This window comes from Sporosarcina jiandibaonis (genome assembly GCF_013184495.1).
Classification (GTDB): Bacteria; Bacillota; Bacilli; order Bacillales_A; family Planococcaceae; genus Sporosarcina; species Sporosarcina jiandibaonis.
Map to the genome: position 1 here is coordinate 1 of NZ_JAAOIY010000003.1, position 22,249 is coordinate 22,249.

16 protein-coding genes and 1 riboswitch are annotated in these 22,249 nt (G+C 38.2%); of the genes, 12 read left to right on the plus strand and 4 right to left on the minus strand.

Annotation, left to right across the window (positions count from 1 at the left end; translation table 11 throughout):
- Positions 1–198: 198 nt before the first annotated feature.
- On the minus strand, positions 199–2,337 hold the full coding sequence (pulA, locus tag G8782_RS09755; protein ID WP_172370776.1) for a type I pullulanase: 2,139 nt from the start codon (positions 2,335–2,337) through the stop codon (positions 199–201).
- Between the two features lie 412 nt (positions 2,338–2,749).
- Here pulA and glgB point away from each other — a divergent pair, with 412 nt between their 5' ends.
- The 6 genes from glgB to G8782_RS09785 all read left to right on the plus strand — a co-directional run bounded on the left by glgB (position 2,750) and on the right by G8782_RS09785 (position 12,608).
- Positions 2,750–4,702 carry a 1,4-alpha-glucan branching protein GlgB gene (glgB, locus tag G8782_RS09760; RefSeq protein ID WP_172370777.1) on the plus strand — a complete coding sequence of 651 codons (1,953 nt, stop codon included), beginning with the start codon at positions 2,750–2,752 and terminating at the stop codon, positions 4,700–4,702.
- Positions 4,699–5,835 carry a glucose-1-phosphate adenylyltransferase gene (locus tag G8782_RS09765; RefSeq protein ID WP_246231630.1) on the plus strand — a complete coding sequence of 379 codons (1,137 nt, stop codon included), beginning with the start codon at positions 4,699–4,701 and terminating at the stop codon, positions 5,833–5,835. Before glgB ends, G8782_RS09765 begins: the two co-directional genes overlap by 4 nt.
- Positions 5,836–5,847: 12 nt before the next feature.
- Complete coding sequence (gene glgD / locus G8782_RS09770; protein WP_172370778.1) at positions 5,848–6,957, plus strand: glucose-1-phosphate adenylyltransferase subunit GlgD; 1,110 nt, start codon at positions 5,848–5,850, stop codon at positions 6,955–6,957.
- Positions 6,958–6,990: 33 nt separating this feature from the next.
- A complete protein-coding gene (gene glgA, locus G8782_RS09775; RefSeq protein ID WP_172370779.1) occupies positions 6,991–8,481 on the plus strand; it encodes a glycogen synthase GlgA in 1,491 nt (496 codons plus the stop codon).
- Positions 8,482–8,495: 14 nt separating this feature from the next.
- A complete protein-coding gene (locus G8782_RS09780) occupies positions 8,496–10,919 on the plus strand; it encodes a glycogen/starch/alpha-glucan phosphorylase (protein ID WP_172370780.1) in 2,424 nt (807 codons plus the stop codon).
- Positions 10,920–11,162: 243 nt separating this feature from the next.
- A complete protein-coding gene (locus G8782_RS09785) occupies positions 11,163–12,608 on the plus strand; it encodes a carbon starvation CstA family protein (RefSeq protein ID WP_172370781.1) in 1,446 nt (481 codons plus the stop codon).
- Positions 12,609–12,671: 63 nt separating this feature from the next.
- Here the strand turns inward: G8782_RS09785 and G8782_RS09790 are convergent, their stop codons facing one another.
- A complete protein-coding gene (locus G8782_RS09790; RefSeq protein ID WP_172370782.1) occupies positions 12,672–13,364 on the minus strand; it encodes an SDR family oxidoreductase in 693 nt (230 codons plus the stop codon).
- Between the two features lie 191 nt (positions 13,365–13,555).
- Positions 13,556–13,659, plus strand: a riboswitch (SAM riboswitch).
- 75 nt (positions 13,660–13,734) lie between these two features.
- On the opposite strand from G8782_RS09790, the gene G8782_RS09795 reads away from it, so the two are divergent.
- A complete protein-coding gene (locus G8782_RS09795) occupies positions 13,735–14,013 on the plus strand; it encodes a hypothetical protein (protein WP_172370783.1) in 279 nt (92 codons plus the stop codon).
- A gap of 285 nt (positions 14,014–14,298) precedes the next feature.
- Here the strand turns inward: G8782_RS09795 and G8782_RS09800 are convergent, their stop codons facing one another.
- Together G8782_RS09800 and G8782_RS09805 are read right to left on the minus strand one after the other, a co-directional pair.
- On the minus strand, positions 14,299–14,679 hold the full coding sequence (locus G8782_RS09800; protein ID WP_172370784.1) for an SET domain-containing protein: 381 nt from the start codon (positions 14,677–14,679) through the stop codon (positions 14,299–14,301).
- A 68-nt stretch (positions 14,680–14,747) separates the two neighbouring features.
- The gene (locus tag G8782_RS09805) at positions 14,748–15,833 is read right to left on the minus strand and encodes a CotH kinase family protein (protein ID WP_172370785.1); all 1,086 of its coding nucleotides are present in this window, start codon (positions 15,831–15,833) and stop codon (positions 14,748–14,750) included.
- A gap of 162 nt (positions 15,834–15,995) precedes the next feature.
- Between G8782_RS09805 and G8782_RS09810 the strand changes: the two genes are divergently transcribed.
- The 5 genes from G8782_RS09810 (at position 15,996) to G8782_RS09830 (ending at position 22,225) form a co-directional block, all read left to right on the plus strand.
- Entirely contained in the window at positions 15,996–16,607 is a 612-nt protein-coding gene (locus tag G8782_RS09810) for a hypothetical protein (protein ID WP_172370786.1), read from the plus strand.
- A 142-nt stretch (positions 16,608–16,749) separates the two neighbouring features.
- Entirely contained in the window at positions 16,750–17,289 is a 540-nt protein-coding gene (locus G8782_RS09815) for a hypothetical protein (protein WP_172370787.1), read from the plus strand.
- Between the two features lie 73 nt (positions 17,290–17,362).
- On the plus strand, positions 17,363–19,420 hold the full coding sequence (locus G8782_RS09820) for a DUF2642 domain-containing protein (protein WP_172370788.1): 2,058 nt from the start codon (positions 17,363–17,365) through the stop codon (positions 19,418–19,420).
- A 204-nt stretch (positions 19,421–19,624) separates the two neighbouring features.
- Positions 19,625–20,305, plus strand: a complete 681-nt coding sequence (locus G8782_RS09825; protein ID WP_172370789.1) for a DUF2642 domain-containing protein — start codon at positions 19,625–19,627, stop codon at positions 20,303–20,305.
- Positions 20,306–20,869: 564 nt separating this feature from the next.
- On the plus strand, positions 20,870–22,225 hold the full coding sequence (locus G8782_RS09830) for an arsenic transporter (RefSeq protein ID WP_172370790.1): 1,356 nt from the start codon (positions 20,870–20,872) through the stop codon (positions 22,223–22,225).
- Positions 22,226–22,249 lie beyond the last annotated feature (24 nt).

The following is a 22,249-nucleotide window of genomic DNA, read 5'->3' on the forward strand; positions in this document are numbered from 1 at the left end:
TTTACAATTATGAGAGATACCAAGAAAAATTAAACGGCCTTAGCCCTATAGAATATAGAGCTAAAGCCGCTTAGAACCATTTTATTATTTCCACTGTCTACTTGACAGGGAGCAGTTCAAACACTTGGTCGATATCCTTTTTTATTTTAATTCAAAGTCGTGAAGTGTTGAAATGCGCCTCGAAACAGGTAGCTTTTTTTATTGAAGGGAGGAATCGCGTGGATTCAACGGCCTTTTTAAAACGATTAATTCATAAGGGTGAATACGTGTGAACTCTCCAGCAATTTCCTCCGTTTTTGTCTGCCCAGCCAAATGATTGGTTGCAAGTACTTGCCATTTACCTGATGAAGGTAAGTGAAGTTTCCAATGTTTATTAGTGGGATTCATATAAATCGCAAAATCTTCATTGTCTCCAAAAAGGGTATAGCCGAAAACAGGCGCGGGCGCATCTAAAACTTGGAATCGTTCTTCAATATCCTGCTTAGACCGGAGGCGGAAGATGCGATATCTTTTTCTTATTGCAATGAGTTTTTTAATGAATTGTATATTTTCATCTTCCGCTTCACGCATATTCCAGTCCAATTGATTGATGTGGTCGCCGGAAATATAGCTGTTCTCATCACCTTGCTTGCTTCTATACCATTCCTGACCCGCATGAAGAAACGGTACGCCTTGACTTAATAATGTGATACCGGTCGCAAGCTGATGCATCTTCTTTCTCTGGTCCACACTAGACTGAGCATTGGTAAGTTGAAGCCGATCCCAAAGTGTATGGTTATCATGACATTCTACATAATTAATTGTCTGGTTTACTTCGGAGACAAAAGGAGACCCGAATTTTTCTGAAACTGATCCTGAAACCAGATGCGGCAACCGTTCGATAAATCGGCCATCCCCATTAATATACCCCTTATCATCCGCGTCAAATAGATTTCCCTTTATCGAATCTCGGAAATAGTCATTAAAGAAGCGTATGTCCTTTAATTGGTTTGAGTTAGAGGAAGTAGCTTTCATTTCAGGAGGCAAGGCAGTTGGCAGGTCCCATCCTTCCCCGAGCAGCATAATCGGTGTTGCTTCTTCCGCGCAACGGGCGCGAATCTTCCTCATTGTTTCAATGTCCATCGCACCCATCAGGTCAAAACGAAATCCATCCACGCAGTATTCTGAAAGCCAAAAGTCTATCGTATCCAATATGAATTTTCGTGCCATTTTCCGTTCTGTCGCAAAATCATTGCCAACCCCCGTGCCATTGCTTAATTTTCCATCAGGTTGATAACGGAAATAATAGCCGGGAACTAATTTTTCAAAAGGGGATTCCTCCATCACGAACACATGATTATAAACGACGTCGAGAATGACGGATATGCCTGCTTGATGAAATGAATGAATCATTTCTTTGCATTCTTTTATTCTAGAGAGAGGATTTTCAGGAGCAGTGGCATAACTTCCTTCTGGCACCTGAAAATAGAGTGGATCATAGCCCCAATTATAATCCTTTTCCGATTGCTGCTCATTTACCCTGGCGAAATCGTTAATTGGCAAAAGTTGTACGTGGGTGCAGCCTAGTTCTTTAATATAAGAAATCCCTGTTGAATAACCGTTTTCTGTAGCTGTATTTGTTTCGTTCAACCCTAAAAACCTCCCTCTATTATAAATTCCTCCGGCTTTTTGAATTGTTGCGTCTCTGACATGCAGTTCATAAATGATTGCATCTTGTAAATGTTGCTGTTTGGGTCTGCTATTTTTGCCGAAACTGGCGGGATTGGTCTTTGATAAATCGACGATAACACTTTTCTCGCTGTTGACAAGCAATGCTTTCGTGTATGGATCGTTCACGCGAGTAGTTTGTCCATTGACGGTCACTTCGTATTGGTAAGGAACGCCATGCCGATTTCCAGAAATCTTACTGGTCCAAATCCCATTCTCTTCACGATTTAGCGCATATATTTGGTGGTCAAGGCAGAGCTGTACACACTTTGCGGTTGGCGCCCATACGGAAAAAGTGGTTGCTGTTTCTTCATATATAGCTCCTAATTCAGAATCTATGGAGGAATAACGCTGTTCAAACCAATCTGTTCGAACGATTGCGCGTGGATAGACCGGGACACGCAGTTTCCCCCAATTCAAAAATAGGTCTTCTCCCATTGGCAGTTCGTCTTCAAAAATCATGCGTACAGTTGTAGAGTCGATTGCATGACCCAGTTTTACAGGGAAATACTTATTCATTGCCTCCCAGTAAATAACAGGCGAATTTGATTCTTCTATCATTGCGGCAATATTCGGAACTTTTACCGTTAAAATAAACACATCATCTATCCATGCCGCAAGATTCGTCATAATATAACACCTCATCTATCTATGAATTTCTTCAAATTAGTATATGATTCTATCGTTGTTATTGGAAGTTGTCAGGTTTTTCAAGTCATTTTACCTATAGGCTTTATAATCTACAGCAAAAATGTCGAAATGTGTAGTTTTTTTATTCGGGCAATTCAAAAGATTTTTTACGTTAAGTATTGTATACTATATTATCAATAGAATAAAAATGTAACTTTTTTCTAATTCTACACTATGACAAGGCACTACTTCAACGCATTGTTGATTGAAAGTATGGATAATTTGCCTGTCTTTTAAACTGAACGATTGGATAAAAAATAGTTTATTAATGATTGATTCCTTAATAGAGTTACTCTCCGTCATATTTCTTTCGGGGAATAAAATTGCTGGTTGCATCATGGGAGGCAGACTTATGGATTATTATATTTCTGAAGACGATGTATTTTTATTTCATCAGGGCACGAATTACTATAGTCAAAAGTTGTTGGGGTGCCATCCCATCGAATGGGAAGGGAAAAGTGGCTACCGCTTTGCGGTGTGGGCACCGAATGCTAGTGATATTCATGTTGTGGGCGACTTTAACCTATGGAAAGGAACCAGACATCGATTAAAACGGATAACAGAGGCTGGACTTTGGATTGGTTTTTTTACAGATATTAGTGAAAACACCTCCTATAAATACGAAGTGCATTCAAAAATTGGCACGACAGTTTTGAAAGCAGATCCATATGCACTTGAATCCGAGATTCGACCAGCTACTGCATCCCTCACGCCGACTGTTTCTACCTATGAATGGAAGGACCAGGCATGGCAGAAAACAAAACGCGCAGTAGATCCATATGCAGCGCCGATTTCCATCTATGAAGTTCATCTAGGATCATGGAAGACCAAACAAAGCAAGCAATTGGAAGAATGGGAGACAAAAGACGCAAGCGATTTTTACACCTACCGGGAACTAGCCGAAACATTGATTCCTTATGTCAAATCGCTAGGCTACACGCATATCGAACTTATGCCACTAGCCGAACATCCATACGATCCATCATGGGGTTATCAAATCACCGGATACTTTTCGGTCACATCGCGCTACGGATCACGGGATGACTTTAAATATTTTGTTGATCAATGTCATCAGCATGATTTAGGCGTGATTATGGATTGGGTGCCCGGTCATTTCTGTAAGGATGAATTTGGACTTCGTCAATTTGATGGACAAGCATTATATGAATATAGCGATCCGCGTAAAGCGGAAAAGAAATCATGGGGAACATTAACCTTTGATTTCGGGCGGCCCGAGGTGCAAAGCTTTTTAATATCGAACGCTCTGTTCTGGGCAGAAGAATACCACATTGACGGGATTCGGGTTGATGCGGTTGCTAGCATGATTTATCTTAACTTTGACAAAGCAGATGGAGAAGAGAAGATCTATAACACTTATGGGGAAGAAGAAAACTTAGAAGCCATCGCGTTTATTCGTAAATTAAATGAAGTAATGGGTTCCTATAATCCGAGTGTAATCATGATGGCTGAGGATAGTTCCGATTTACCGCTAGTTACGGCACCGATATATAGCGGGGGACTTGGCTTTGACTTTAAATGGAATATGGGTTGGATGAACGACATGCTGAAATATATGGCGTGCGATCCGATTCATCGTAAATGGCACCATGAATTACTTACATTCTCATTTATGTATACCTATTCAGAGAAATTTCTACTGCCGCTATCACATGATGAGGTGGTTCACGGTAAAAAATCCTTGCTAGGTAAAATGCCCGGAGACCAGTGGCAGAAATTCGCCAACTTAAGATTGCTCTATGGCTACATGATTACTCATCCCGGTAAAAAGTTATTATTTATGGGGGGAGAATTAGGACAATATGCTGAATGGAAAGATCGGGAGCAACTGGATTGGAATTTGTTGGAGTACCCGCTCCACCAAGGGATAAAAAAGTATGTAAAAGTACTAAACCGATTTTATCGAGCATACCCTGAGCTTTATGAGTTGGATCATAACCCGGAAGGATTTGAATGGATTGATCCGCATAATGCAGAACAAAGTATCATCGCTTTCCAAAGGTTTGGTGCAAGTAAGGAAGATTCGTTGATTATCGTTTGTAATTTCACGCCAAATGTCTGTTATGACTATAAAATTGGCGTGCCGGAACCTGGAACATATAAAGAAATTTTCAATTCGGATGCAGCAATGTTCGGAGGATCAGGTCAACTCAATGAAGCAGAGCATTTCACGTTTCCAGAGAAGTGGCATAAGGCGGACCAACATATAAAAATAAAAGTGTCCCCTTTGGCAATTGCTATTTTTAAACGTGAGAAAACCAGTCATTATAAGGAGGCTAATCTATGAAGAACTGTGTAGGCATGTTGTTAGCTGGCGGAGAAGGTAAGCGATTGGGGTTATTAACGAAAGAACTTGCAAAACCAGCGGTACCTTTCGGCGGTAAATATCGTATCATTGATTTTGCATTAAGCAATTGCGCGAATTCCAGTTTGCAAAGGGTAGGTGTCATGACGCAATATTCACCACTCGAATTAAATAAACATATCGGAAATGGCGGCCCGTGGGGAATGGGCGGTCTGAATAGCGGTATGACGGTTTTGTCCCCTTACACCGCGCAAAATGGCGGAGACTGGTATTCCGGTACTGCTGATGCCATTTATCAAAACATTCATTACATCGATAGTTATGACCCTGAATATGTACTTGTTATTTCAGGCGATCATATTTATCAAATGGATTACAGAAAGCTTCTAAAGCATCATCAGGAAACGGGGGCGGATGCGACGATTTCTGTTAAACCAGTATCCTGGGAAGAGGCCCCTCGGTTCGGCATTCTGAATACAACAGAGGACTTGCAAATCTATGAGTTTGATGAAAAGCCTAAAAAACCAAAGAGTAATTTAGCCTCCATGGGGATATATATATTTAATTGGTCATCTTTAAAATCATATTTACTGGATGATGCAGCAAATGAAAAGTCCAGTCATGACTTTGGAAATGATATCATTCCAGCCATGGTGGATGATGGTTTGAAGCTGTACGCCTATCTTTTTGAAGAGTATTGGAAAGATGTTGGAACAATTGAAAGCTATTGGGAAGCGAATATGGATTTACTTGACGAGGATTTACAGTTTCTCTTAAATGACAAGAACTGGAGGACATATTCGAATGAGTCGAATATACCACCGCAATATATCAGTGAAACTGCAGTTGTGAAAAATTCACTCATTAACTCTGGATGCTGGATAAGCGGCACAGTAGAAAATACGATTGTATTCGAGAATGTAGCAATCGAGAAAAACAGCATTGTATGCCGGTCCATTTTACACCCGGGTGTAAAAGTAGGCCGAAATGTGGTTTTGGAAAGAGTGATTGTGATGGGAGATACGGATATACCCGATGGAACCCGTATTCAAGTTAAGGCGGATGAGGAACCGCTCGTTATCGATCAAGAATCATTATTAACAGCAAAAGTCTAAGGGGGCGGACAGATGGAAACCATGATGGGTTTGATTAATTTAGAGCATGAACACCACTTTTTTCATGAATTAACTTATTTTCGTTCTGGTGCTTCTATTCCGTTTGCGGGGAGGTATCGTTTAATTGATTTCCCTCTTTCCAATATGGGAGATTCGGGTGTTGAAGAAATAGCTATTTTCACTTCTAGCAAATACCGTTCTTTAATGGATCATATAGAGACAGGGGAAAATTGGGGGATGGGCAGACAAAATGGCGGTTTGTTCATCTTGCCGCCAGACTGGAATGATCCGGCTGACATTTCAAAGGGAGACTTGAGATTTTTCCATAATAACCGCGATTATTTTAATCGTGGTAAATCTGCCTATGTTCTAGTGAGCGGGGGGCAGTATGTTTCTAATACAGAGTATATGGATGCTTTTAAGTTCCATCTTGAACGGAAAGCAGATGTCACGCTTGTGTCGACACAACAAACATCGTTAAATTCGGAACACGAATCCTTGTTTCGTATTGAGAAGGACGAAGCAGGCTGGGTTACGAAAATAACGAATGATTTGGAAAATCCCGAACTATTTACAAGCGTATATATTATCAATAAGGAATTATTAATGTCTCTCGTGAACCAATGTATCGCCCACAACAAAGATCACTTTTTCGTGCATGGCATAAAAGAAAGACTTGCTGATTTAAAAGTTCAAACTTATGAAAATAAGGCGTATGGCGTGTTTGTCAACTCGATCGAAAGTTATTACAGGCACAATATGAATTTATTAAATGAAGACAATTACCGAGCATTGTTTTATAAAAAACCATTCATCCGGACAAAAATAGGGAATCAGCCACCAACGAAATACCGAACTGGAGCGAATGTGAAGCGATCGATTCTAGGAAATGGTTGTCAAATCGATGGGGATGTAGAAGGCAGTATATTATTTCGAGGGGTATCTGTAGAAGCGGGAGCCACTATTAAAAATTCCATTATCATGCAACGTTGTAAAATCGAAGCGGGTGTTTATTTGGAAAATGTCATCTTGGATAAAGACGTGCATGTTACAGCAAATCAAAAATTAATCGGATCGACAGAAAAGCCATATGTCGTCGCAAAAAGTAAAACTTTGCGATAGGCGCTTCAGGCTACGATAAAGGAGAGATCAACAATGGAAAAAATATTATTTGTCGCATCAGAGTGTACACCCTTTGTGAAAACTGGTGGACTTGCAGATGTAATCGGGTCTCTCCCGCAAGCATTGCAAACGAATGAAAAAGTCGATGTACGCGTGATTTTGCCCCTTTACGATGAAATCGAAGGGGAATGGCAGGAACAAATGACATACCATACCTCTTTTAACGTGGAATTTGGCTGGCGTAATCAGGAAGTACGCATTTATACGTTAACCCATCAAAACATTATGTATTATTTTGTTGCGAATGCGTATTATTTCACGCGAAAAGGGATATATGGCTATTATGATGACGGGGAGCGGTTTGTCTTTTTTAGCCATGCGGTGATAGAGGCACTCCATCATCTCGACTTTAAACCCGATATCTTGCACGCGCATGACTGGCAAGCAGGAATCGCTGTTGCACTTGCTAAAATTAAACAGCCGATCGCGCATATGAAAACCGTGTTTACAATCCATAACATAAAGTACCAAGGCATCATGAAACTGGATACCTTTGCCGACTTCTTCCAATTGCCAGATGAACACATCGGCGGAATGGAATGGAACGGAATGTTGAATTGCCTGAAAAGCGCATTGTTTCATGCAGATAAAATCACGACAGTCAGCCCGACTTATGCCGAGGAAATCAAAGACCCCTACATTAGTGAGGGGCTCGAATCAATTCTATTAGAAAGAGAAACAGACTTGGTGGGCATATTGAACGGGATTGATACAAAAGAATATAATCCATTAACAGATCCAGCCGTTCCTGTTCCTTTTCGTTCTTCAAGAAATAAAAAGAAAGAAAACAAGTTAATCGTGCAGGAGAAAGTAGGCTTGCCGATTGACGCGGATAAGCCGCTATATACGATCATTACCCGGCTTGTTGAACAGAAAGGATTGCATCTAGTGGAACATATTTTAGATGCGTTTCTTGAAAATGATGTTCAATTAATTATTTTAGGGACTGGGGATTCAGAGTTTGAACACTTCTTTAGGGAAGCTGTTCACCGTCATCCGTATAAATTAGTGACCATGCTGACATTTGATGAGGCGTTGGCCCGTCAATTATATGCAGCGTCAGACTTTTTTATTATGCCATCACTGTTTGAACCTTGCGGATTGGCACAGCTTATAGCGCTACAGTATAAATCCGTGCCTATTGTTCGTGAAACCGGGGGGCTTAAAGATACCGTTCATGCGTTTAATGAAATAACGGGTGAAGGAAATGGTTTTAGTTTTACGAATTATAATGCGCATGACCTGCTGACTGTTTTGAACTATTCATTAACAATCTTTCATCAGCCCGTGCAGTGGTCGAAGCTAAGCCAAAATGTGAATAAAAGTCGATTTAGCTGGAAAGAATCAGCACATGAATACACAAAGCTTTACCGCGAATTAATGGAGAGTAAAATGCCCCGCGTTGAAAGTGAAGATAGATTCGAAGCTTCAGGTGCAAGAAATTTAACCGATTATGCGCGATAAGGGAGAGAAGTTTTTTGCCTGAACTAACAGTAGACGAGTTCATTGATAAAATAGGTCATAAATTAAAACAAGAAACGGGGAAAAATCTACAGGATGCACGAAATAGCGATATTTATTATGTGATTGCTGCTATTGTCAATGAAGAAATGATGCCGCAGTGGGAAGCAACAAAAAAGAAGTATGAAGAAAAAATGAATAAGCAAGTTTACTATTTATCTATGGAGTTTTTAATTGGCAGTTTACTCAAAAGCAATTTGCTTAATTGCGGGATGCTGGATATTTCAAATCAAGCCCTTCAAAAACTCGGTTTCAATCCAGAAGATGTATACGGACAGGAGCATGATGCAGGTTTAGGAAACGGTGGATTAGGCCGCTTAGCAGCATGTTTCCTTGATTCGTTAGCTTCCCTGAAATATGCTGGTCATGGTTTTGGCATCAGATACCGTTATGGTTTATTCGAGCAGCGAATTATTCATGGAAATCAGATTGAACTGCCTGATAATTGGTTGAAGAACCCATATCCATGGGAAACAAGGCGAGCAGATGAAGCAGTAAGTATTGATTTTTGCGGGGACGTTAGCATGTACCAGAAACAAGATGGAAATCTTGAATTTAAATATGAAAACACGGACAAAGTAATGGCTGTTCCGTATGATATTCCCATTATTGGTTATCGAAACGGCGTGACCAATACACTCAGGCTTTGGAGTGCTGAACCGGTAAAAGCGCATGAAGGTTTCGCAGATGAGAGTTCAAACTATTACCATGAACTGGATCATCAGCATTCGATTGAACAAATTTCCGGTTACCTATACCCGGATGATTCCCAATATGAAGGGAAAGAGCTGCGCTTAAAGCAACAATACTTTCTAGTTTCCGCGAGTTTGCAACAAATCATAAAAACATATCAGCAAAATAATCAAAAGTCTCTTAAGCACTTAGCTGAAAAGGTTGTCATACAAATAAATGATACACATCCAACTTTAGCAATCCCGGAACTTATGCGAATATTGCTAGACGAAGCTAATTTCAGCTGGGATAATGCTTGGAAGGTAACGACAAAAGTCATCGCATACACGAATCATACGACATTAAGTGAAGCATTTGAAAAATGGCCGGTAGAGATGATGAAACAGCTATTACCAAGAATTTATATGATTATTGATGAAATTAATGAACGATTTTGTAAAGGGATTTGGTTTGACCATAAGGAACTAAGGGAGGATATTCCCGAGCTGGCAGTTATAGCCGATGGGCAAATTCACATGGCGCGTCTGGCGATTGTAGGTAGTTTTAGTGTAAATGGTGTGGCCAAATTACATACGGAAATATTAAAAAAACAGGAAATGAAACACTTTTATTCACTTTTCCCTGAACGTTTTAATAATAAGACGAATGGAATTACACACCGCCGCTGGCTGCTACAGGCAAATCCAAAGCTATCAGCACTTATCACGGAATCTATAGGTTCACAATGGATTCAGCGTCCGAACCAGCTCATCAACCTGTTAAAGTATTCGAGCGATCGGCCTTTTTTAGAAAAGGTCAATCAAGTAAAACTTGAAAATAAGCAAATTTTGGCTAAGCTCATCAATGATCGTACAGGTATTGTAGTGGATGATCAATCGATTTTTGATGTGCAAGTAAAACGATTGCATGAATATAAGCGTCAGTTGCTGAAGGTTTTTCACATTATGTACTTATATGATCAGTTAAAAGCGAGCCCGAATATGGATATCGCACCCCGGACTTTTATTTTCGGTGCAAAAGCGGCGCCAAGTTATCATTTAGCTAAAGAGGTCATTAAACTTATTCATAAGGTCGCTACAATTGTAAATAACGATCCGGATATCCGTGACAAGCTAAAAGTAGTTTTTATAGAGAATTACAATGTGAGTCTAGCAGAACGCATCATCCCTGCTGCCGATATTAGTGAACAAATTTCAACGGCGGGCAAAGAGGCGTCGGGCACAGGGAATATGAAGTTGATGATGAATGGCGCTTTAACTGTCGGTACATTGGATGGCGCGAATATTGAAATCAAACAAGAAGTCGGGAATCAAAATATTTTCATCTTCGGCCTGAAATCTGATGAGGTCATACAGTATAATAACCACGGCGGCTATCGTGCCATGGATCTATATCATAGTGATGACCGTATTAGCAGGATTCTTGATCAATTAAATAATGGATTTGGCACGGATGAAATTGAATTTAAAGATCTCTATTACAATATCTTGTATAACAATGATCCTTATTTTGTGTTAAAGGACTTCGAACCGTATTTGGAAAAACAGGAGCATGTGGAGCAAGTATACCGAGATAAATTTAAATGGCTCTCCATGAGCGTGACGAATATCGCTTATTCAGGCAAGTTTTCGAGCGATCGGACAATCAAGGAATACGCGACAGAGATTTGGAAAGTGAAGCCGGTATAACGCATTTTGGGTATCTGTGAAGGAGGAAATACGTTCACTACATTTGCATAAAATAAATTAGAGGATTTCGACTACGTAACACTTTGTCGAAATCCTTTTTGTTTTTATTCAAAGAATTGTCATAAATGCACAATATACAGTTGCCTTTTTGATAAGGTATCTGTACTTGTTTTTATATTATGATAGTATATAATTATCGATATATTAAATTATTAGTATATTGAAATTATAGGAGGCGCGTGAATGGCTACTTTTTTAGGATCGATTATTTTATTAATAGCCGGGTACGCGGTTTATTCGAAAGTAATCGAAAAAGCATTTAAGATTGATGATTCTCGTAAAACGCCGGCGTACACCGTAAATGATGGCATGGATTATGTACCGATGAGTTGGTGGAAAGGGTGGCTAATCCAATTATTAAATATTGCTGGATTAGGACCTATTTTCGGGGCTGTTGCAGGTGCGTTGTACGGGCCTGTAGCATTTATATGGATTGTCTTCGGTTCGATTTTTGCGGGAGGGGTTCATGACTATTTTTCCGGCATGTTGTCTTTGAAACATAAAGGCGCACAATTTCCGCAAATTGTCGGGAAATACTTGGGGACTTTTGCTCGAAAGTCGATTGTTGTCATTTCGCTTATTTTAATGATTTTAGTAACAGCAGCCTTTACTGCAGGGCCTGCACAGTTAATCGCACAAATTACGCCGATTCCCTTTATAGGTGCATTAGTGATTGTTTTTGCCTACTTCTTTATCGCCGCAATCATGCCGATAAATAAAATCATCGGTAAAATATATCCAGTCTTTGGTGCAATCATTATCTTTATGGCGGTTGCGATAGGGGCGGTTCTATTATTTGGTAATTATTCAATTCCCAACTTGACACTAAGTAATTTACATCCTGGGGAGTTGCCGGTTTGGCCATTGCTGATGGTGACAATTTCTTGCGGAGCCATTTCAGGTTTTCACTCAACGCAAAGTCCGATCGTTTCAAGAACGATGAAGAAAGAGTCAGAAGGCCGCAAAATCTTTTACGGTGCAATGATTGGAGAAGGTGTGATCGCACTCGTTTGGGCAGCGGCAGGAATGACGTTTTTCGGTGGAACAGGCGGACTTCAAGCAGCTCTTGCGGCGGGTGGTCCGGCAGGTGTCATTAATGAAATGTCTTCAACGATGCTTGGTACATTCGGGGGAATTTTAGCTATTCTTGCAGTGATTATTTTACCGATAACGACAGGTGACACAGCGCTTCGTTCTTCGAGAATGATTGTCATGGAGTCAGTATCGAAATGGTTTGACCCAGACAAAAAACGCACAGTTGTCATGGCAACTGTTGTGCTTGGTGTTCCAGCGTTTTTATTATCAACGATTGACTACTCATTTTTGTGGAGATACGTAGGCGGGACAAACCAGCTGACGGCTACAATTATGTTGTGGGTTGTCGTTTCTTATTTATTGAAAGAAGGACGTGCGCATGCGCATATGCTCGCGGGTATTCCAGCACTCTTTATGACGGGTGTCGTAGCCACTTACTTCTTATACGCACCTGAAGGATTGAACTTGGATTATACACTTTCAATTATTATCGGCGGTATTATCACATTTATTGTATTTTTAATGTACATTCGACAGATTGTTCGCCATCGAGAGATTGCAGTGAAAAATGTATTAGCAGAACCGAGTAATTAATAGTTAAATAAAAAACTGATTTCCTTTTGTGGAGGAAATCAGTTTTTTAGTGAATGAAATTCTTTAATGATTCTTAATCACAACTTGCTCCACATTCAAATTTTTTCTTGTTTTTGCGTTATGATAGATGATGTCGGCAATATCTTCTGGGTCCATTAATCCTGCTGTCTGAGACTCATCGTAAATTCCGTCCCAGAATTCTGTCTTCATGCCACCCATATAGGCGCCGAAAACGTGAATGTTTGTTTTTTCTAGCTCAACCAGTAGACTCTCGTGGAAGCCACGCATACCAAACTTACTTGCACAGTAAACGGATTCCGTCTTTTTTCCTTCTAATCCAGCTGTGGAGACGATGTTTAAAATGCTGCCGCTATTTCTTTCTTTCATGTCTGAAAGCACTTCTTGCGTACAAAAAATAGTCCCTTTTATGTTGATGTCAATCATTTGGTGGACCTCGTCTTCTGATAAGTTTTCCGCTAAATCAAACACGCCAACCCCCGCATTATTTACAAGCACATCTACTGTACCTAAGTTTTCTTTAATCTTTGTGAAAACTTGAGACACTTCACGTTTAGATGATACGTCTACTGGGAAAATTGAATGATTTTCGTTCGGTAAATCTTTCGCAGTACGCTCCAATTTATCTTCCGTTCTGCCGAGTAAACAAACGTGATACCCATCTTTTGCATATTTTTTAGCAAGTGATGCGCCTAATCCACTTCCAGCGCCGGTAATTACGACAATTTTATTATTCAAGATTCAATCGATCCCTTCTGATGCGTAGTGATTAATATTATAATCCAAGTGGCTGTCGAATCCAATTTAGGTACTGGTGCAAGAAATATTGAGGTTGTATGTTACTGAAACACAGTCCGATAATTAACAAATTCGAATTGACTGAAATATAAATTTGTGGTATACTATTTATAACTAAATAATAGACTCTTTTCTTATTGAGAGAGATGGAGGGAATTGGCCCGACGAAGTCTCAGCAACCTGCCAGCTGGTAAGGTGCTACATCCAACAGGGGGGACCCCCTGATAGATGAGGAGAAATTTTTGCATGCAAACTCTTCTCTCTTTGGGGAAGGGTTTTTTATTTGGAAAAAATTTCAGGAGGGTTTATGATGACGAATTTACAACAGCTCTATGCGGAGCGCGAACGATTAAAAAGACAAAAAGCAACCGGGGTTGCGAGTGCAATGAAAAGACATCAAGAAATCGAGAAACTACAGAAAGAAATCGATTACTATGAACTTGGTGACAATATCTCTAGAGCGCAAATTCAGGAAGAGTTGGCGGAAATTGAAACTTTGCAAGAAGAGGTTAACCGTTTAACAGCAGTTGTCGCTGAGAGAAGACGCGTTTTAGCGGCTAAGGTATTTGGGGAACACACTGCGATTTAAGGAATAACAAAACATCTAAAGCCCCTTCCTCAATTATTAGGGGCTTTAGGTGTTTTTACAAATTTAGGTGTAAGGGGGAGATAAATCGAATTGTTAGTAAAAATAAATCCAGAGAAGAAAAGTTATGCATATGTTATGAAAACCGAACAAAGGGATCGCTATGTAAGCAGAGGATCAGATTATAAAGGCTAATCTCTTTATTGGTTATTGTTCTACCATGCTGGTGAAAGAATCCATGCCTGTGGCTGAAGGTTTATTTGTCTCATCGTCCACACGATGCCCTATTTATTCCAATACATCAAACCATAATGAAGATTTATCTTCGATATCTCCATTGTAATTAATAGTAATCTCCTCACCGACTTTAATATCATCAATTGCATAAAAATCGATAGACAGATTTTCTATATTATTAAAAAACGTCGAATTTGGAGTGTATGAATGATTAAATAGGGATCCGTATCCCAAAACAATTGCTGTTTGCTCGTAATTTTCCCCCCAAGTGAAGCAGTAATTAAAAAGTACGGTCTTCTTCAGATACTTCCACTCATCCTTACAAGATACTAAAACAGGTGACACCTCAATGAGCTCACCTGTTTTAATATCACGTGTAGCATATATCCCTTTGCCGTATTTTCCAGTATCTTTTATACATATTGGTGACATGCACTAGCTCCTTTTCGTGATTCTTGGTCAATTTACATTTTGAATAAATGACAACAGCGCATAATTTATTAGTCAAAATTTAGCAGTTTCTGTTTCAAATAGTTATTGCGGTCACGAATAAATTGAAAGATAAATTCGGGTTCGCGGTCGAATGCGTCAATCTTCTTTTTCTTATATGGATCAAGAAGTATGTGGGGGCGCAGGGCCTCATGTAGAGACATCACTTTATTTTCCATATTAGCAACTGTGAACTTTGTATCTAAGATTTCTTCCAAGATATTTCTGTAAAGATTACGGAATTCCATGAATCTCATGAGAAGATAGCAGAGGTGATTGTTCTTCTTACCTTCCATAGGAACATAATTGTATTGCATGATTCCTCCGTCGACTTTTCGTCCCCAAGTTGCATCATAGTCCCAAGGAATGATTTCAAACAATCGCGTCTCACTATTTCGGTACAATGCATAGTTATGGGTGAAACCGTCATTGTTCATTGTGCAAACAGCTCCGGCGAGCCAAGTTAAAAATTTATCAATATTGATATGTTGGGAAATTTCATCAGGGAAACCTGATAGAGGTATGGTGTTGATTTTATTTATCAATTCATGAAGGGTGTCATTGTCTGAATTGCTTCCCAATACTCTTTGATACCCTGAAAGAAGTGACTCTTTCATTTTTTCGTTTCTCATTATAGAGAAGTTAGCATTATTGTTAACTGCATAATAAATGGGTCCAGAAGGTAGGCCTCTCTTTTTTAGGAACAACTCATCAACGGACTCCAATTGTAAATAGACACCTTTATGAGAACCATTGCGAGTGAAATTAATATGTTGACTTTGTGGTGATAAGACACCTAGGTCATGAAAGAAGTCGAAAGAAAGTTTATTTCTGATGAGAGATGGGTCTCTGTATTCGGCGTTTAGATGAATTTCGCGGACCCCGGAGAATAATTTCGGATTGTTGAACTCGATTCGATAGGATCTTTTTCGAAATTTTCGTGTATAAGATCCCCGATAGGCAATACCTATATCATATGTGACATCCTCCACCTTTAAAGAAGCTGGAACAGGATCATTGCTCCAAACATCTTCCCGTAACTCATTTAGATTCTTTTCTTTGATTTTCAGAAAATAAGATGGAATTAGATAGGACATACAATCTCTTTCCTTTCAATAATTCAATCCACTGATTAAGGGATGGACCAACTATTGTTTGATATTATTTACTACTGCTTCATGACCGATAAGTGATCAGTCATGCCGCAGTAGTTGAATTATCTAAATCATTTACCTTTTCTTTTATTGCGTTTTTTCTTATTGTCTGTAGTTGTCTTGCCTGTTGACGTAGTACCTGTAGTTTTCTTGCCTGTTGACGTAGTACCTGTAGTTTTCTTGCCTGTTGACGTAGTACCTGTAGTTTTCTTGCCTGTTGACGTAGTACCTGTAGTTTTCTTGCCTGTTGACGTAGTACCTGTAGTTTTCTTGCCTGTTGACGTAGTACCTGTAGTTTTCTTGCCTGTTGACGTAGTACCTGTAGTTTTCTTGCCTGTTGACGTAGTACCTGTAGTTTTCTTGCCTGTTGACGTAGTACCGGTTGTCGTCTTGCCAGTTGACGTCTTGCCAGTTGTCGTAGTACCAGTTGTCGTCTTGCCCGTTGTAGTAGTACCAGTTGTTGAATCATTGATCCTAGCTTTTTTCCCTTTTTTTGGCGGCATAATTATCCCCTCCTTTAAAGCAGAATATATCCCATTGTATTCGATAGTTTATTTTTTGTGTCGGCAGATTGATTTAGCATTAATAAACAGCGAACTCACTGGTTATCAAGAAGTTTCGCTTGTTTTATTCTTCTCGGGAAGTCCTACTTCTTACTTTCTTCTTTCCATGAAATCAACTAGACAATGTGAGGAGACCCAGATGAATTATGGTTAAGAAAACGCTTGCCAAACTTGGGTTGAAGAAATGTGTAATTAAAGTGTTCAGCCTATTATTTAAAAATAGGCTAATGACCATTACTTTGCCTAAACAAGAAACATATAGATAGTAGGATACTATAAAAGGAGGTTAGGAAATTTTGAAAAAAGAAATGTTGCTTACTTTAGTAGACAAAGTAGTTAAAGTAGATAGGGGGGGGCCTGAATCTCGTATTGGCAAGCTGCTTGCTGTTGATGAGGATTGTATTACATTGCTTACCGAGGACGAAGGAATTGTTTATTATAAAACACACCATATCAAGAGTCTAACGGCTAATGCGAAAAATGAATTGCAATACAATATTGAAGTTCCTGAAGATTTCGAGTACAAAAAAGGCGCTAACTTTAAAAGTGTTTTAGAGGAATTAAAATACCATTGGATAAAAGTTAACCGCGGTGGCCCTGAAACGCTTGAAGGAGTACTAGATGATATCAATGAAGACTATGTAACAATTGTCGCTAACGAGGAAGTAATTCGGCTTTCCATGTTTCATATTCGTAACGTAAGTTATGGAGTTAAAGTTGAAAAACCGAAGCCTGCTGAAAAAGCAAATGCCGATGAAAGTACAAAAGAATCTGGCAGGAAGAATCAAGAAAAGGGAAATGAACAAAAGAAACAAAAAGATGCAAAAGGAAAGTAAGTAGCTATAAATTGCATTCGTCGCTTCTGTTGATCGGAAGCGACGAATATTCTATGAAGGAGGCGCCCCAAAATTGCAAGAGCAAAACTTTAAGAAAGCGTTAGGCGTCCTTAAAGATATGAAAATTGTTTTGTTTTTAAGCGACAACCAATTTGTAGAGGGAATTTTGTTAGATGTTAAAAAAGACTACCTTGTTGTTAATGTGAACCAAAACGTATTTTATATTGCTCTCGAACATATTCAGGGTCTTTCAAAAAACTCTAAAGGCTTTCGCGTCCCCCTAAAAAAAATTCCTTATCTAAATTTAGATACATTAGCAGATGTCTTGATGGCTTTGCAATACAATTTGGTTAGCATTAATAGTTTAGGTAAACAGGCAATTTTCGGAATGCTAAGCAAAATATCTGAAGATCACATCATCTTAATAGATAATATGGAACAACTTTATATTCAAAAATCTTATATATCAAACATTTATAAAGGGAAATATGAAATTTATGAACGAGATGCTCATATCCACAAAGAACCAGCTATTGAAGAATCCTCGTCACATCTTAATGTAGAACCAAAAGAGCAGTTGGACCCCTCGCTGGATGAAGAAATAGAAAATTGTCAGCACAATGAGGAAGTTATAGTAAAACAAATAAAAATAACTAACAAAAGTGAATCTGAAAAATATGTTGAAGAGCCCATAAATGCGAAACTAACTGAAGTGGAAACCGATTCTGTAAATGTTATTAATGAACATCTAGTGACTCATCCAATGAATGAAATAATAAAGGAAACTAGTTTATTACAATTGGATACACAGGATTTGGTAGATAAGACTGAAGATAACGAACGACATGAAGAGCCTAGTCAAGAAGGAATTATTCGAGACATCGCTCCTCGTATGAATGATGAATCAAAAGAGCAGTTAGACTCCTCGCTGGAGGAGGAAATAGAACATCATCAGCACAATGAGGAAGTTATCGCAAAACTAATACAAACAACTAATAAAAATGAATCTGAAAAATATGTTGAAGAGCCCATAAATGCGAAACTAACTGAAGTGGAAACCGACTCTGTAAATGTTACTAATGAACATCTAGTGACTCATCCAATGAATGAAATAATAAAGGAAACTAATTTATTACAATTGGATACACAGGATTCGGTGGATAAGACTGAAGCTAACGAACGACGGGAAGAACCCGGTCAAGAAAGAATTCTTCGAGACATCGCTCCTCGAATGAATGATGAATCAAAAGAACAGTTAGACTACTCAACGGAAGAAGAAATACAAGTGAATCAGCACGAAGAGCAAGTTATGATCAAACGTATACAATCAAAAAACATAAAAGAAGCTAAAAAATATGTTGAGACTCCTATAATGAAGAAGCATTATAGAAGGGAAATGGAGGATGCAAATGTTAGTAATGAGAACCTAGAGGATCATCCAAAGACTGAGGTTAAGGAAAAATTCAATTTATCACATTTGTATAAACAAAATTTATTAAATATGGATGAAAAATTATCGCTCGAAGTGGATCATCAGGATATATTAAAATCTGAAAAAAATATTATTAGTGAAGAACAATATATGATTGCCAACCCTCGGTTTAGGCGTAAAAAAAAGAGGAAATTAAAATCCATCTGTTGTACCATTAAAAATAATAAACATGTAATCTGTCAAAAAAAATTAGAGGCAAGTGAATTTCCAGTCCATGAAGAAGACTCTAATAAAGTAGCGCACCGTTCTAAACGTTTTAAATCATTAATTCATCCAACTGGCGATAATACTTCAAATAATAAATTGAAAAGTAATGAGAATTTTGATGTTTTGGATGAAAACCCTAAACCTACTGAAACATGTACCTCCCCTCTTTCATTAAGACAAATAAATCCCAAAGAAGAAAAAGCGATATTAGAGAAGCAATACTATGCTTTAATGAAGCATGCATCTAGAAAATACGTTGAAATGCAACATAGTACTGAAAGTTTTATGTCACTAGAAATCTTCTTTCTACCTGTAAGGAAAATAAGCATCAATGAAGAAGCAACGGTAAAGGGGCAATACTATTCTTTAATGAAACATGCAGAAAAGATGTACTGTCAATTGAAAGATGAACGATTGAAAAACGAAATATGACCGAAAAAATAATTAATGTATTTTCAATCCATTGTTAACTGCCGTGCTTGTACTATGTTGATTGTATTCGTATGTACATTGATTTAGATCTAAAGCATTGGGAGCAGCATTATTGGTTGGAAGTGATAATGGAGTTTGATTAACGCCTTACTCAGTCTGTGTCTGGGGTTAATTTGAATATAAAATTTAGAAGGAGATGTTAACTTGAATAAAATTATTCAAAGTCTTGTAAAGGAAGTTGTTCAAATAGAAATTTCCGGGAAGAAACTAATTAACGGTACTCTTATTGACCTAGGCAGCGACGTGCTTGTACTTTTTAACGGAACAGACTTTTTGTACATCCCTACAAATCATATCCAATGTCTAACAACTAATCTTACTGATGACTTTGAAATAAAGGTCCCTACAGAGTTCCCTAGCATTCTTATGGAAGATGATGATCAAGAGGATTTATCAATTATAAAGGTTCTTACCCAGGCGCAAGATGAGTTTGTTGTAATTTACGTAACAGGCAGTCAACCCTTGCATGGTATTATTACGAGTATTAAGAATAACTATTTTGTATTTCATTCTCCCGTTTATAAAACGATGTATATTGCACTAAATCATCTGAAATGGCTAATTCCTTATTCTGAAAACAAAAAACCTTATGGCCTGGATGGTAATAACTTCTTGGTACAATCAAATAATGAATTGCTTGCAAGTGCTTTTGAAGCCCAAGTTGAAAATTTAAAAAACAAACTCGTCGTGTTTAATATTGGTGAAAAGAAAAAACATATTGGGAAAATAAATAATGTCGAAGATCAAATCGTTGAGATTCAAACAGCAAGAACATATCCTATTTATCTCAACCTTAGCCATATTAAAACTATACACCCGGTGTGAATTAATTGTATTTACTAACGTTTTTTTGCATTCACTTATTTAGTGAACTGACCTGGGTTCCGCTTTTGCTTTGAAAATTTGAGAAGGGGAGCCCTTTTTAGGTTGACAAGAGAATAGCAACAGTCTGACATAGGGAGTCTCTACATAATAGTGTTCATTCGTCCTTGAATCTCTTTTTCATAGTAGTTTAGTCATGCATCGTCGAAGGGCAGACAGCTTCCTAATTTGTGGGGAAAAAAAGAAGATATTTCTACTAAATTTTTAGTAGAGAGGATTACCCAAAATTGTGAAATAAAACAGAACAGTCTTCCTTTATTTGAGTTTTACGATTACAAGTAAAATGAAGAAATCATAATTATTCTGAGGCGATCGTCTATCCATTGGGTAGGCGTTTTTTGTAGTTATACAACGGTACATTTTGCTTTTTTTCAGTTAGGACAAAAATAGATTTAGATAGGTTTGGACATTCATCTCGTCACTTTCCGAATTGAGTGAATATACATAAAAAACGGACAAACAATTTAAAGGTTATTAATCTAATGAAAAGAAGGGGTATGTATATGTATGGATTTTCAAATTGTAATTGCCGGTTTGGTATTTATATCGACTATGTTAGTCATATTTTGGAGACCTAAAGGAATGAATGAGGCGTGGCCCGCATCGATTGGTGCAGGAATAATTATAATAACAGGGATTGTATCGAGAACGGACATTACGGATATTATCAGTAAAATTGGTGGTGCATCCATTACAATTATAGCAACGATTGTCATGGCTGTAATATTGGAGAGTTTCGGTTTTTTTCACTGGGCAGCTGCAAGACTTGCAAGTTTGTCGAAAGGTTCAGGCCACCGTTTATATTGGTATATCCAGTTACTCTGTTTTTTGATGACACTATTATTTAATAACGATGGAAGTATCTTAATTACGACACCGATTTTAATTCTACTACTTAGAAACCTACAACTGAAACCGCATCAACAAATCCCGTATCTATTGAGTGGTGCACTTACTGCAACTGCGTCCAGTGCACCTATTGGCGTTAGTAATATTGTTAACCTGATCGCATTGAATATCGTTGAAATGTCTCTATGGATGCATACAGCAATGATGTTTGTCCCGGCAACCTTAGGATTGTTGTTTATGTCATGGTTGATGTATATCGTGGTAAGAAATAAACTACCGAAAAAATTACCCGATTCCGTAATGGATGTGGAAGAATCCTTTTTCACTAAAAGTTTTCATCCATTAAAAACAAAGATTTCTGTAGAGAAAAAAAAACAACGTACTAAATTTATGTTGAAGGTATTGCTGTTTGTCTTTGTAATGCGTTGTCTCCTTTTTGTTGCATCGTATGTCAATATTCCCATTGAAATTGTCGCAGTTCTCGGATCGGTCGTCTTACTCGCGTGGAGATGGTACCATTTAAGGACTAATCCTGTTGATGTTTTGAAGAAGACTCCTTGGCACATTCTGATTTTTGCCTTCTCTATGTATGTGATTATATATGGCTTACATAATGTAGGACTAACAGCGTTGTTAGTAGAGTGGTGTGAACCAATTGTAAATCAGGGATTATTTCAAGCCAGTTTTATTATGGGAGGATTAGTATCGATACTTTCTAACCTATTTAATAATCATCCAGCATTAATGATCGGAACGATTACCTTAACTGAAATGGGGCTGGATCCAATCACATTAAAGACTATCTATCTTGCAAATATTATTGGCAGTGACATGGGGTCATTGTTGTTGCCAATTGGTACACTAGCATCTCTTATCTGGATGAGTATACTAAGAAGGAATAAGATAAAAGTAACATGGAAAGATTATTTAAGTGTATCGTTGATTGTAATACCAATTACAACAATTGTAACGTTGATATTATTATATTTTTGGGTTCAAATGACTTTCACCTAATAAATCTAACCTGGTGTTTTTATG